10 protein-coding genes are annotated in these 13,475 nt (G+C 62.0%); all 10 read left to right on the top strand.

Features of this window, described 5'->3' with window-relative positions:
* Positions 1 to 89: 89 nt before the first annotated feature.
* Positions 90 to 530, top strand: coding sequence for a 3-hydroxyacyl-ACP dehydratase FabZ (gene fabZ, locus PRJ_RS21625; RefSeq protein WP_003252314.1), 441 nt, complete (start codon positions 90 to 92; stop codon positions 528 to 530).
* A complete protein-coding gene (lpxA, locus tag PRJ_RS21620) occupies positions 527 to 1,303 on the top strand; it encodes an acyl-ACP--UDP-N-acetylglucosamine O-acyltransferase (protein ID WP_010952681.1) in 777 nt (258 codons plus the stop codon). Before fabZ ends, lpxA begins: the two co-directional genes overlap by 4 nt.
* A 1-nt stretch (position 1,304) precedes the next feature.
* Positions 1,305 to 2,432 (top strand): lipid-A-disaccharide synthase, encoded by a 1,128-nt coding sequence (gene lpxB, locus PRJ_RS21615; protein WP_104962436.1) that lies wholly within the window; start codon positions 1,305 to 1,307, stop codon positions 2,430 to 2,432.
* Between the two features lies 1 nt (position 2,433).
* Positions 2,434 to 3,057: a ribonuclease HII gene (gene rnhB, locus PRJ_RS21610; protein ID WP_104962435.1), complete on the top strand. Its 624-nt coding sequence runs from the start codon at positions 2,434 to 2,436 to the stop codon at positions 3,055 to 3,057.
* A 186-nt stretch (positions 3,058 to 3,243) separates the two neighbouring features.
* Complete coding sequence (dnaE, locus tag PRJ_RS21605) at positions 3,244 to 6,768, top strand: DNA polymerase III subunit alpha (protein WP_104962434.1); 3,525 nt, start codon at positions 3,244 to 3,246, stop codon at positions 6,766 to 6,768.
* Between the two features lie 106 nt (positions 6,769 to 6,874).
* Entirely contained in the window at positions 6,875 to 7,822 is a 948-nt protein-coding gene (locus PRJ_RS21600) for an acetyl-CoA carboxylase carboxyltransferase subunit alpha (protein ID WP_003252323.1), read from the top strand.
* A 171-nt stretch (positions 7,823 to 7,993) separates the two neighbouring features.
* Positions 7,994 to 9,277, top strand: a complete 1,284-nt coding sequence (gene tilS, locus PRJ_RS21590) for a tRNA lysidine(34) synthetase TilS (protein WP_104962433.1) — start codon at positions 7,994 to 7,996, stop codon at positions 9,275 to 9,277.
* 267 nt (positions 9,278 to 9,544) lie between these two features.
* Positions 9,545 to 11,173, top strand: a complete 1,629-nt coding sequence (locus PRJ_RS21585) for a CTP synthase (protein WP_012270851.1) — start codon at positions 9,545 to 9,547, stop codon at positions 11,171 to 11,173.
* A 3-nt stretch (positions 11,174 to 11,176) separates the two neighbouring features.
* On the top strand, positions 11,177 to 12,022 hold the full coding sequence (kdsA, locus tag PRJ_RS21580; RefSeq protein WP_010952685.1) for a 3-deoxy-8-phosphooctulonate synthase: 846 nt from the start codon (positions 11,177 to 11,179) through the stop codon (positions 12,020 to 12,022).
* 154 nt (positions 12,023 to 12,176) lie between these two features.
* Positions 12,177 to 13,466 carry a phosphopyruvate hydratase gene (eno, locus tag PRJ_RS21575; RefSeq protein ID WP_003252333.1) on the top strand — a complete coding sequence of 430 codons (1,290 nt, stop codon included), beginning with the start codon at positions 12,177 to 12,179 and terminating at the stop codon, positions 13,464 to 13,466.
* Positions 13,467 to 13,475 lie beyond the last annotated feature (9 nt).

The raw sequence follows: 13,475 nt of genomic DNA, 5'->3' as shown, positions 1-13,475 counted from the left end.
AGTCGCTAGCTGGCTCCTCTTTGGATTGCAAAAGGAGCGTGTGGTCAGCACCTGCGCTCCCTATTCTTATTACAGGCTTCCCCACCGAAATGATGGACATCAACGAGATTCGCGAATACCTGCCTCACCGCTACCCGTTTCTGCTGGTAGACCGTGTGACGGATCTGGACTTCGAGGCCCAGAGCATTCGTGCCTACAAGAATGTCAGCATCAATGAGCCGTTTTTCAATGGCCACTTCCCGGCACACCCGATCATGCCGGGTGTCCTGATCATCGAAGCCATGGCCCAGGCGGCCGGCATCCTTGGTTTCAAGATGCTCGATGCCAAGCCGGCCGATGGCACCCTGTACTACTTTGTCGGTTCCGACAAACTGCGTTTCCGTCAGCCGGTTCTGCCGGGTGACCAGCTTGTGCTGGAAGCCAAGTTCCTCAGCCGTAAAAGCATGATCTGGAAGTTCGAGTGCCGCGCCCTTGTCGATGGCAAGCCGGTCTGCTCGGCAGAAATCACCTGCGCGGAACGCTCCCTATGAATTCGATTGATCCTCGGGCCATTATCGATCCGTCGGCCAAGCTGGCCGACGGCGTCGAGGTCGGCCCTTGGTCGATCGTTGGCCCTGATGTAGAAATCGGGGAGGGCACCGTTATCGGCCCGCATGTTGTGCTCAAAGGCCCGACCCGCATCGGCAAGCACAACCGTATCTTTCAGTTTTCCTCGATCGGTGAAGACACCCCGGACCTGAAGTACAAGGGTGAGCCGACGCGCCTGGTGATCGGTGATCACAATGTGATTCGCGAAGGGGTGACCATCCACCGCGGTACTGTTCAGGACCGCGCGGAAACCACCGTGGGTGACCATAACCTGATTATGGCCTATGCCCACATTGGCCACGACAGTGTCATCGGCAACCACTGCATCCTGGTCAACAACACGGCGTTGGCAGGTCATGTACATGTGGGTGACTGGGCGATCCTGTCCGGTTACACCCTGGTTCACCAGTACTGCCATATTGGCGCCCACGCGTTTTCCGGCATGGGCACGGCCATTGGCAAGGACGTTCCGGCCTTCGTTACCGTGTTCGGCAGCCCCGCCGAAGCCCGCAGCATGAACTTCGAGGGCATGCGCCGCCGCGGTTTCAGCGACGAGGTGATCCATGTGCTGCGTCGTTGCTACAAGATTGTCTACCGTCAGGGCCTGACCGTCGAAGACGCGCTCAAGGAGCTGGCCGAACCGGCCACGCAACACCCTGAGGTCGAGCTGTTCCGTCAGTCGATCCTGAGCTCCGCTCGCGGCATCACGCGCTGATATGGCCCAGCTTTGCGTAGCGCTGGTCGCCGGTGAGGCCAGTGGCGATATTCTTGGTTCAGGCTTGATGCGTGCCCTCAAGGCGCGCCACCCCGACGTGCGTTTCATCGGGGTTGGCGGCCCCTTGATGGAGGCCGAGGGCCTGCAATCCTATTTCCCCATGGAGCGCCTGGCCGTCATGGGACTGGTCGAAGTACTGGGGCGCCTGCGCGAGCTGCTCAAGCGCCGCAAGCTGCTGATCCAGACCCTGATCGAAGAAAAGCCCGACGTATTCATCGGCATCGACGCCCCTGACTTCACCCTCAACATCGAGCTGAAGCTGCGCCAGGCCGGGATCAAGACCGTGCACTATGTCAGCCCGTCAGTGTGGGCCTGGCGGCAGAAGCGCGTGCTGAAGATCCGCGAAGGCTGCGACCTGATGCTGACGCTGCTGCCGTTCGAGGCGCGGTTCTACGAAGAGCAGGGTGTGCCAGTGCGTTTTGTCGGCCACCCGCTGGCAGACACCATACCGCTTGAAGCCGACCGCCCGGCCGCGCGCGCCGCGCTGGGCCTGGGCGAGGGGCCGGTGGTGGCGCTGATGCCGGGCAGCCGGGGTGGCGAAGTAGGGCGCCTGGGCGCGTTGTTCCTTGACGCCGCCGAGCGCCTCAGCCAACAAGTGCCGGGTGTGCGCTTCGTGTTGCCCTGCGCCAACGCCACGCGGCGCGCCCAGATCGAACAGATGCTTGAAGGGCGCCACCTGCCGCTGACCCTGCTCGATGGCCAGTCGCACCAGGCCCTGGCGGCCTGTGACGCGGTGCTGATCGCCTCGGGCACCGCCACCCTCGAGGCGTTGCTGTACAAGCGGCCGATGGTGGTGGCGTACCGCCTGGCGCCCTTGACCTTCTGGATTCTCAAGCGTCTGGTGAAAAGCCCTTACGTGTCATTGCCGAACCTGCTGGCCCAGCGAGAGCTGGTGCCCGAGTTGCTGCAGGACGACGCTACCAGCGAAGCGCTGGCCAACACCCTGGCGCCGCTGGTGCGCGATGGAAGCCAGCAGACCGAACGTTTCGACGAAATTCACCGCACCCTGCGCCGTGACGCCTCCAATCAGGCGGCCGAGGCGGTACTGGCCCTGCTCAAGGACCGCTGACATGCAAATTGGACTGGACTTCAACCTGGTAGAAGACCTGGTCGCCGGCGTTGACGAAGTGGGCCGTGGCCCGCTGTGCGGCGCGGTGGTAACGGCGGCAGTGATTCTTGATCCCGCGCGGCCGATTCTCGGTCTGAACGATTCGAAGAAACTCACCGAAGCCAGGCGTGAGGCGCTGTTCGACGAGATCTGCGAAAAGGCCTTGAGCTTCTGCATCGCCCGCGCCGAAGTCGAGGAAATCGACAGCCTGAACATCCTGCAGGCCACCATGCTGGCCATGCAGCGGGCAGTGGAGGGCTTGCACATTACGCCAAAGCTGGCCCTGATTGATGGCAATCGCTGCCCGAAGCTGGCGGTGCCGGCAGCACCGGTGGTCAAGGGGGATAGCCAGGTGCCGGCCATTGCGGCGGCATCGATCCTGGCCAAGGTGACCCGTGATCGGGAGATGAGTGCGTTCGAACTGATCTACCCGGGTTATGGCATTGGCGGGCACAAGGGCTACCCGACCCCGGTGCATCTCGAGGCGTTGGCGCGTCTTGGGCCTACGCCCATTCATCGGCGTTCCTTCGCCCCGGTGCGGGCGGCTTGGGATGCTCGCGAAGGCGTCACCGATTCCCTGATCTGACCTATTGGGGCCGCTTTGCGGCCCTTCGCGGGCACGCCCGCTCCCACAGGATTCATCGGTCTGAGCAGCGGGGCCGTACCTGTGGGAGCGGGCGTGCCCGCCAAGGGCTGCAAAGCAGGCCCAAAAAAAGCCCCTAGTTAGGCTACAATCCCGCCCTTGTCGTTAAGCTCTGCTACAGGATCTTCCATGTCGGTTCCCTTCGTTCACCTGCGCGTCCACTCCGAATTCTCGCTGGTCGACGGCCTGGTGCGGATCAAACCGCTGGCCAAGGCGCTGACCGGGATGAACATGCCGGCGGTCGCGATCACCGATCAGAGCAACATGTGCTCGCTGGTGAAGTTCTACAAGACGGCCATGGGCGCCGGCATCAAGCCGATCTGCGGTGCCGACCTGTGGCTGGCCGGTGCCGACCCGGAAGCCCCGCTGTCGCGCATCTGCTTCCTGGCCATGGACCCCAAGGGCTATCGCAACCTCACCGAACTGATCTCGCGCGGCTGGACCGATGGCCAGCGCAATGGCCTGGTCATCCTCCAGCGTGAATGGATCGCCCCGGCCAGCGAGGGCCTGATTGCCCTGTCCGCGGGCAAGGAAGGCGACATTGGCATGGCGCTGCTGGCGGGTCGGCAAGACGAAGCCGAAGCGCTTCTTCAAGACTGGATGGGCATGTTCCCCGAGCGCTTCTATGTTGAAGTGCAGCGCACCAATCGGGCACGCGACGAAGAATACGTGCACGCGGCGGTGGCATTGGCCGACAAGCTTGGCGCCCCGCTGGTGGCTACCAACGACGTACGCTTCATCAAGCAGACGGACTTCGACGCCCACGAAACCCGCGTATGCATTGGCGAGGGCTGGACCCTCGATGACCCGCGCCGTCCGCGTTGCTACAGCGACCAGCAGTACCTGAAGTCGGCCGAGGAAATGGCCGAGCTCTTCAGTGACCTGCCCGACGCCATCGCCAACACCGTCGAGATTGCCAAGCGCTGCAACATCCAGGTGCAGCTGGGCAAGTACTTCCTGCCTGACTTCCCCACGCCCAACGGCATGGGCATCGACGACTACCTGCGGCATGTGGCCCACGAAGGCCTGGAAGAGCGCCTGGCCGTGCTGTGGCCGAAAGAGACCACGCCCAATTACGAAGAAAAGCGTCAGGTTTACCTGGACCGCCTGAAGTTCGAACTGGATATCATCATCCAGATGGGCTTCCCCGGTTACTTCCTGATTGTTATGGACTTCATCAAGTGGGCCAAGAACAACGACGTACCGGTTGGCCCGGGCCGCGGTTCGGGCGCTGGCTCGCTGGTGGCCTATGTACTGAAGATCACCGATCTCGACCCGCTGGCCTACGACCTGCTGTTCGAGCGCTTCCTCAACCCTGAACGTATTTCCATGCCCGACTTCGACGTCGACTTCTGCATGGACGGCCGTGACCGGGTGATCGACTACGTGGCCGAGGCCTACGGCCGTAATGCGGTGAGCCAGATCATCACCTTCGGTACCATGGCCGCCAAGGCGGTGGTGCGTGACGTGGCGCGGGTGCAAGGCAAATCCTATGGCCTGGCCGACCGCCTGTCGAAGATGATCCCCTTCGAAGTGGGCATGACCCTGGAGAAGGCCTACGAGCAGGAAGAAATCCTGCGTGACTTCCTCAAGGGCGACGAAGACGCCCGTGAAATCTGGGACATGGCCCTGAAGCTGGAGGGTGTGACCCGGGGTACCGGCAAGCACGCCGGTGGTGTGGTTATCGCACCGACCAAGCTCACCGACTTTTCGCCGATCGCCTGTGATGAAGAGGGTGGTGGCCTGGTAACCCAGTTCGACAAGGATGACGTCGAGGCCGCCGGCCTGGTGAAGTTCGACTTCCTCGGCCTGCGTACCTTGACCATCATCAAGTGGGCGATGGAGATCATCAACCGCGAGCAGGCCAAGAAGAACCTGCCCGACCTCAACATCGACTTCATCCCGCTGGACGACCGCAAGACTTACGAGCTGCTGCAGAAGGCCGAAACCACGGCGGTGTTCCAGCTTGAATCGCGTGGCATGAAGGAGCTGATCAAGAAGCTCAAGCCCGACTGCCTGGAAGACCTGATTGCACTGGTTGCGCTGTTCCGCCCGGGCCCGCTGCAATCGGGCATGGTGGACGACTTCATCAACCGCAAGCACGGCCGCGCCGAGCTGGCCTACCCGCACTCCGACTACCAGTACGAAGGCCTCAAGCCGGTACTGGCGCCGACCTACGGCATCATCCTGTACCAGGAACAGGTGATGCAGATCGCCCAGGTCATGGCGGGTTACACCCTGGGTGGCGCCGACATGCTACGCCGGGCCATGGGTAAGAAAAAGCCCGAGGAAATGGCCAAGCAGCGCGGTGGTTTCATCGAGGGTTGCGTAGCCAACAATATCGATGCGGACCTCGCCGGTAACATCTTCGACCTGGTAGAGAAGTTCGCGGGCTACGGCTTCAACAAATCCCACTCCGCCGCCTATGGCCTGGTGTCGTACCAGACCGCCTGGCTGAAAACCCACTACCCGGCGCCGTTCATGGCTGCGGTCCTGTCGGCGGATATGCACAACACCGACAAGGTGGTGGTGCTGGTGGAAGAGGTGCGCAGCATGAAGCTGCGCCTCGACGCGCCGGACGTGAACTTCTCGGACTTCAAGTTCACCGTCAACAACGACGGCCGTATCGTCTACGGCCTTGGCGCCATCAAGGGTGTCGGCGAAGGCCCGGTGGAGGCGATTGTCGAGGCCCGTGCCCAAGGCGGTCCGTTCAAGGACCTGTTCGATTTCTGTGAACGCATCGACCTCAAGCGGGTCAACAAGCGTACCCTTGATGCGCTGGTGCGCAGTGGCGCGTTGGACCGCCTTGGCCCGCACTTCCATGACGAGATCAAGGCCTACCACGCCAACATCGACATCAACCGGGCAACCTTGCTGTCGGCGCTGGGCGAGGCCATCAAGGCAGCCGAGCAGGCTGCGCATACCGCTGACAGTGGTCATGTCGACCTGTTCGGCAGCATGTTCGACGCGGCAGATGTCGACGTCTATGCCAACCATCGCAAGGTGCGCGAGCTCACCCTCAAGGAGCGTCTGAAGGGGGAGAAAGACACCCTTGGCCTCTACCTCACCGGCCACCCGATCGACGAGTACGAGACCGAGATCCGCCGCTTCGCCCGCCAGCGCATCGTCGACCTCAAGCCGTCGCGCGAAACCCAGACCATCGCGGGCATGATCATTGCCTTGCGGGTGATGAAGAACAAGAAGGGCGACAAGATGGGCTTCGTCACCCTGGATGACCGTTCCGGACGGATCGAGGCATCGCTGTTTGCCGATGCCTTCATGGCGGCACAGTCCTTGCTGCAGACCGATGCCATGGTGGTGGTGGAAGGCGAGGTCAGCAATGACGACTTCTCCGGGGGCTTGCGCCTGCGGGTGAAGCAGGTGATGACCATGGAAGACGCGCGCACCAAGCTGGCCGAGAGCCTGCGCCTGAAGGTGGCGCACGACGCACTGAAGGGCGACCGGCTGAAATGGCTGGGCGAGTTGATCACCCGCCATCGCGGTGCTTGCCCGATCACGCTGGAGTACACCGGCAGCGACGCCAAGGCCATGCTGCAGTTTGGCGAGCAGTGGGCGATCGACCCAGCCGATGGGCTGATTCAGGCGCTGCGTGACCAGTTCGGGCGTGAGAACGTCTTCCTGCAATATCGTTGAACCGACAAAAATTTAATCTCGACCTGAATGCGCCTGATCCCTTAAGGTATGGCGCCAAACGGATCAACCGGCCGGCCGCCTGGCCGTAGACCCAAGACGGATGACTATGAACCCGAATTTCCTCGACTTCGAACAGCCGATTGCCGACCTGCAAGCCAAGATCGAAGGCCTGCGCCTGGTGGGCAACGACAACTCGCTGAACATCAGCGATGAAATTGCCCGTCTGCAAGACAAGAGCAACACCCTGACCGAAAGCATCTTCGGCAACCTGACCAGCTGGCAGATCGCCCGCCTGGCCCGTCACCCGCGTCGTCCTTACACCCTGGACTACCTGGAGCACATCTTCACCGAGTTCGAAGAGCTGCACGGGGACCGTCACTTCTCTGACGACGCCGCCATCGTGGGTGGTACTGCGCGTCTGGACGGCAAGCCGGTCATGGTCATTGGCCACCAGAAGGGCCGTGAAGTGCGCGAGAAAGTGCGTCGCAACTTCGGCATGCCGCGCCCGGAAGGCTACCGCAAGGCCTGTCGCCTGATGGAAATGGCCGAACGCTTCAAGATGCCGATCCTGACCTTCATCGACACGCCGGGCGCCTACCCGGGTATCGACGCCGAAGAGCGCAACCAGAGTGAAGCCATCGCCTGGAACCTGCGGGTCATGGCACGCCTGAAAACCCCGATCATCGCTACCGTGATTGGTGAGGGTGGTTCCGGTGGTGCACTGGCCATTGGCGTGTGCGACCAACTGAACATGCTGCAGTACTCCACCTACTCGGTGATCTCGCCGGAAGGCTGTGCTTCGATTCTGTGGAAAACTGCCGATAAAGCAGCAGACGCGGCCGAGGCCATGGGCATCACCGCCGAGCGTCTGAAGAGCCTGAACATTGTCGACAAGGTCATCCAGGAGCCGCTGGGCGGCGCCCACCGTGACCCGGCCAAGATGTCCGAAAGCATCCGTGCCGATCTGGTGCAGCAGCTGGACATGCTCGGCAAGTTCGACAACGATGCGCTGCTGGCCCGTCGTTACGAGCGCCTGATGAGCTACGGCCTCTGATTCTGATTTGCCCCGGGGCCGTTTTGCGGCCCTTGTGATTGATGGCACCGGCTTCGCCGGTGTTAGCGGGTAAACCCGCTCCTACAGGTATTGCGCTGCCCTTGAGGCTTGCGCCGTACGTGTGGGAGCGGGCATGCCCGCGAATGCTTTCTGGAATCGAGCGAGGGCTAGATGATCAACCTCACTCCTTGGCTCAACGCCCCCACCTGGTACGTCGCCTTCTCCGGCGGCCTCGATTCCACCGTCCTCCTGCACCTGCTGGCCGAATACGCCCGCAACCACGCATCCCCCCCGCTGCGCGCCATCCATATCCACCACGGCCTGCAAGCTGCTGCCGACGCCTGGCCCGCCCACTGCCAGGCCATCTGCGACAATTTCGACGTTGAACTTCAGGTCATCCACGTCCAGGTCTCCCCAGGCGCCAGCCTTGAACAGGCCGCTCGCGATGCCCGCTATGCCGCCTTCAGGCAAGTGCTCGGCCCGGGCGATATCCTGTTCACCGGCCAGCACCGCGACGACCAGGCCGAGACCCTGCTGTTCCGCCTGTTGCGTGGTGCCGGCCTGCGGGGCCTGGCGGCAATGCCGGGGCAGCGGGCGCTGGGGCAGGGCAGCCTGGTCAGGCCGTTACTGGCCTGTTCCCGGCAACATTTGCAGGATTATGCCCAAGCCCAAGGGCTGACCTGGATCGAAGACCCGTCAAACCTCGACACACAATTCGCCCGCAACTACCTGCGCGGCGAAGTGATGCCGCACTTGCAGCAACGTTGGCCACAGGCCAGCCAGAACTTCGCCCGGGCAGCAGAGCATCTGGGCGAGGCGCTGGGTTTGCTGGACGAACTGGCCCAAGAGGATCTGGCGCTTGCGGGCAAGGGGGCGCCCATCGCCTGGCCGGGGCTGGATTCCCTCGACCTGGCCGCCCTGCTGGCGTTATCGCCGGCCCGTCAGCGCAATGCCTTGCAGTACTGGCTGAGCCAGCGCACCCGTTTGCCCGATACCCGGCACTGGGCCGGCTGGGCAGACCTGCGCGATGCCGCTGCCGATGCCCGGCCAGTCTGGCGGCTTGCCGATGGACGGTTGGTGCGTAGCCACGGGCGCATCTGGTGGCTGAGCGGTGATTGGCTACAGCAACCGGCTGGCTCGCTGGCCTGGCCCGACCCTGATCGGCCGTTGCGGTTGCCGGGCAATGGTTGCGTGCGTCTTGTTGGCGCAGCCGTGTCGAGCGTGTTGCGCATTGCCTACCGTCAGGGGGGGGAAATGCTGGAGGTTCCCGGCCGTGGCCGGCGGGACCTCAAGCGCCTGCTCAACGAACAGCAGGTGCCGCATTTCCTGCGCTCGCGCCTGCCGTTGCTGTATCACGGCGAACGCCTGCTGGCGGTGGCCAACCTGCCCGGGCTGGTGCAGGCGGATTGCCAACTGCACTGGCAGTTACCGACGAACGCGCAAGGTTTGAGCTGAAGGGTACATTCCGGTAGACTACCCTCCCTTCTTGATACAACTTCTGTGGGTTCCGCGAAAACACAGGGGTTGCCGATTACCAAGCAGTTTTTTGCCGAGCTGATTCTGGAAATGACGAGCGAACGCCATGCCGGGTATACCCTGGCTGTACAGACGCGGCAGTTTTTCGAGATGCACTGTGATTGACGCAGGTGATCGGGGGCTTCGGCCTTCCTTCGCTTTCTCCGGCGGCGCTGGCCGCCTTAACGCAGACTTCTAGGGTTTTTCATGACGCGCTACATATTCGTCACGGGCGGTGTTGTTTCTTCATTGGGGAAAGGCATTGCCTCGGCTTCCCTGGCGGCCATCCTGGAAGCGCGGGGCCTGAAGGTCACCATGCTCAAGCTGGATCCGTACATCAACGTCGACCCGGGCACCATGAGCCCGTTCCAGCACGGTGAAGTGTTCGTCACCCACGATGGCGCCGAGACCGACCTCGACCTGGGGCACTACGAGCGGTTCATCCGCACCACCATGACCCAGAACAACAACTTCACCACCGGCCGTATCTACGAGCACGTGCTGCGCAAAGAGCGTCGTGGTGATTATCTGGGCGCGACCATCCAGGTCATCCCGCACATCACCGACGAAATCAAGCGTCGCATCATCAAGGGTGCCGGCGATGCCGACGTGGCCCTGGTGGAGATCGGCGGTACCGTGGGTGATATCGAGTCGCAGCCGTTCCTCGAGGCGATTCGCCAGCTGCGTGTCGAAGTGGGCTCCAAGCGTGCCATGCTGATGCACCTGACCCTGGTCCCGTACATCGCCACCGCTGGCGAAACCAAGACCAAGCCGACCCAGCACTCGGTCAAGGAGCTGCGCTCCATCGGCCTGCAGCCTGATGTGCTGATCTGCCGCTCCGACCACCCGGTCGATGCTTCGTCGCGTCGCAAGATCGCGCTGTTCACCAACGTTGAAGAGCGTGCGGTGATTTCGCTGGAAGACGTCGACACCATCTACAAGATCCCGGGCGTGCTGCATGCTCAGGGCCTGGACGACTTCGTCGTCGAGCGCTTCGGCCTGCAGTGCAATGGCGCCGACCTGTCCGAGTGGGACAAGGTGGTCGATGCCAAGCTCAACCCGGAGCACGAAGTGACCATCGCCATGGTCGGCAAGTACATGGAGCTGCTGGATGCGTACAAATCGCTGATCGAAGCGATGAGCCACGCCGGCATCACCAACCGGACCAAGGTCAACCTGCGTTACATCGATTCGGAAGACATCGAGAACCAGGGCACCAGCCTGCTCGAAGGCGCCGATGCCATCCTGGTACCGGGCGGTTTCGGCCTGCGCGGTGTGGAAGGCAAGATCACTGCGGTGCAATACGCCCGTGAGAACAAGGTGCCGTACCTGGGTATCTGCCTGGGCATGCAGGTGGCCGTCATCGAATTCGCCCGTAACGTGATGGGCTGGAAAGACGCCAACTCCACCGAGTTCGACCGTAACAGCGGCCACCCAGTGGTCGGCCTGATCACCGAGTGGGCCGATGCCACCGGTGCCGTCGAGACCCGCGACGAGGCTTCCGACCTGGGCGGCACCATGCGCCTGGGCGCACAGGACTGCCAGCTGGCTGCCGGTTCCAAGGTGCACGACTGCTACGGCAAGGACGTGATCACCGAGCGTCACCGTCACCGCTACGAAGTGAACAACAACCTGCTGCCACAACTGGTGGACGCTGGTCTGGTGGTTTCCGGCCGTTCCGAAGACGGCGCGCTGGTGGAAGTGGTCGAGTCCAAGGATCACCCGTGGTTCGTCGCTTGCCAGTTCCACCCGGAGTTCACCTCCACCCCGCGTGACGGCCACCCGCTGTTCAGTGGTTTCGTCAAGGCAGCCCTGGCTCAGAAGAACAAGGCCTGATCGATGACCCAGAAGATCATTCGCGTCGGTAACATCGAGATCGCCAACGACAAGCCGTTCGTCCTGTTCGGCGGCATGAACGTTCTGGAATCCCGTGACCTGGCGATGAAGGTCTGCGAAGAGTACGTGCGGGTTACCGAGAAGCTCGGTATCCCGTACGTGTTCAAGGCCAGCTTCGACAAGGCCAACCGTTCGTCGGTAACGTCCTACCGTGGCCCTGGCATGGAAGAGGGGCTGAAGATCTTCGAAGAGATCAAGCGCACCTTCAACGTGCCGGTGATCACCGACGTGCACGAGCCTTACCAGGCCGAGCCCGTCGCCAAGGTGTGCGATATCATCCAGCTGCCGGCTTTCCTGTCGCGGCAGACTGACCTGGTGGTGGCCATGGCCAAAACCGGCGTGGTGATCAACATCAAGAAGGCTCAGTTCCTCGCACCTCAGGAAATGAAACACATCCTGGCCAAGTGCGAAGAGGCCGGTAACGACCAGTTGATACTCTGCGAACGTGGTTCGAGCTTCGGCTACAACAACCTGGTGGTCGACATGCTGGGCTTCGGCATCATGAAGCAGTTCGAGTACCCGGTGTTCTTCGACGTGACCCACGCCCTGCAGATGCCGGGTGGCCGCGCCGATTCCGCCGGCGGTCGTCGGGCCCAGGTCACTGACCTGGCCAAGGCCGGCATGAGTCAGGGCCTGGCCGGGCTTTTCCTCGAAGCCCACCCCGACCCGGACAACGCCAAGTGCGATGGCCCATGCGCCCTGCGCCTGGATAAACTGGAGCCGTTCCTGGTCCAGCTCAAGCAATTGGACGACCTGGTGAAAAGTTTTCCGACGGTAGAAACCGCGTAAAGCTCATTTCTCGGGTAAAGTACCGCCCGATCCACCCCTGACCAGTCGGTCAGGGGCTCCCTTCATCAGGCCTGCCCAAAGCAAGTTCGCCCGGTGAACGGCAAGAATTTCCTAAGCTAAGTTGTTTTCGTCAAATTCTGGAGTGCTTACAACAATGGCAAAAATCGTCGACATCAAAGGTCGTGAAGTTCTCGATTCGCGTGGCAACCCCACTGTGGAAGCCGATGTACTGCTCGACAACGGCATCATCGGCAGCGCTTGCGCGCCGTCCGGTGCTTCTACCGGCTCGCGCGAAGCGCTGGAGCTGCGTGATGGCGACAAGAGCCGTTACCTGGGCAAGGGCGTGCTGAAGGCCGTCGCCAACATCAACGGCCCGATCCGTGACCTGCTGCTGGGCAAGGATCCTTCCGACCAGAAGGCGCTGGACCGCGCCATGATTGAACTGGACGGTACCGAGAACAAGGCCAAGCTGGGCGCCAACGCCATCCTGGCTGTTTCCCTGGCTGCCGCCAAAGCTGCTGCCCAGGACCAGGACCTGCCGCTGTACGCGCACATCGCCAACCTGAACGGCACCCCGGGCCAGTACTCGATGCCGGTTCCGATGATGAACATCATCAACGGTGGCGAGCACGCCGACAACAACGTCGACATCCAGGAGTTCATGGTTCAGCCGGTTGGCGCCAAGACCTTCTCTGACGGCCTGCGCATGGGTACCGAAATCTTCCACCACCTCAAGGCTGTACTGAAGGCCCGTGGCCTGAACACCGCCGTAGGTGATGAAGGTGGTTTCGCCCCTAACCTGGCATCCAACGAAGACGCCCTGGGCGCCATCGCTGAAGCTGTCGAAAAAGCCGGCTACAAGCTGGGCACCGACGTGACCCTGGCCCTGGACTGCGCGGCTTCTGAATTCTACGAAGACGGCAAGTACAACCTGTCCGGCGAAGGCAAGTCGTTCGACGCCGAAGGCTTCGCCGACTACCTGAAAGGCCTGACCGAGCGTTTCCCGATCATTTCGATCGAAGACGGCCTGGACGAGTCCGACTGGGCTGGCTGGAAAATCCTCACTGACAAGATCGGTGAAAAAGTCCAGCTGGTCGGTGACGACCTGTTCGTGACCAACACCAAGATCCTCAAGGAAGGCATCGAGAAAGGCATCGGTAACTCGATCCTGATCAAGTTCAACCAGATCGGCTCGCTGACCGAAACCCTGGAAGCCATCCAGATGGCCAAGGCTGCTGGTTACACTGCAGTGATCTCGCACCGTTCCGGTGAAACCGAAGACTCGACCATTGCCGACCTGGCTGTGGGTACTGCTGCTGGCCAGATCAAGACGGGCTCGCTGTGCCGTTCCGACCGCGTTTCCAAGTACAACCAGCTGCTGCGCATCGAAGAGCAACTGGGCGCCAAAGCGGTTTACCGCGGTCGTGCCGAGTTTCGCGGCTAAGCAAGAGAT

The sequence above is a fragment of the Pseudomonas sp. XWY-1 genome, from assembly GCF_002953115.1.
Lineage (GTDB): Bacteria > Pseudomonadota > Gammaproteobacteria > Pseudomonadales > Pseudomonadaceae > Aquipseudomonas > Aquipseudomonas alloputida.
The sequence above is the reverse complement of the archived record's forward strand: the minus strand, read 5'-3'. Positions and strand labels throughout refer to the sequence as shown.

What these genes read in the sequence shown, in the direction of transcription:
- fabZ (WP_003252314.1), top strand. Translation starts at nt 90, where the DNA reads ATGATGGACATCAACGAGATTCGCGAATACCTGCCTCACCGCTACCCG.
- lpxA (WP_010952681.1), top strand. Translation starts at nt 527, where the DNA reads ATGAATTCGATTGATCCTCGGGCCATTATCGATCCGTCGGCCAAGCTG.
- lpxB (WP_104962436.1), top strand. Translation starts at nt 1,305, where the DNA reads ATGGCCCAGCTTTGCGTAGCGCTGGTCGCCGGTGAGGCCAGTGGCGAT.
- rnhB (WP_104962435.1), top strand. Translation starts at nt 2,434, where the DNA reads ATGCAAATTGGACTGGACTTCAACCTGGTAGAAGACCTGGTCGCCGGC.
- dnaE (WP_104962434.1), top strand. Translation starts at nt 3,244, where the DNA reads ATGTCGGTTCCCTTCGTTCACCTGCGCGTCCACTCCGAATTCTCGCTG.
- PRJ_RS21600 (WP_003252323.1), top strand. Translation starts at nt 6,875, where the DNA reads ATGAACCCGAATTTCCTCGACTTCGAACAGCCGATTGCCGACCTGCAA.
- tilS (WP_104962433.1), top strand. Translation starts at nt 7,994, where the DNA reads ATGATCAACCTCACTCCTTGGCTCAACGCCCCCACCTGGTACGTCGCC.
- PRJ_RS21585 (WP_012270851.1), top strand. Translation starts at nt 9,545, where the DNA reads ATGACGCGCTACATATTCGTCACGGGCGGTGTTGTTTCTTCATTGGGG.
- kdsA (WP_010952685.1), top strand. Translation starts at nt 11,177, where the DNA reads ATGACCCAGAAGATCATTCGCGTCGGTAACATCGAGATCGCCAACGAC.
- eno (WP_003252333.1), top strand. Translation starts at nt 12,177, where the DNA reads ATGGCAAAAATCGTCGACATCAAAGGTCGTGAAGTTCTCGATTCGCGT.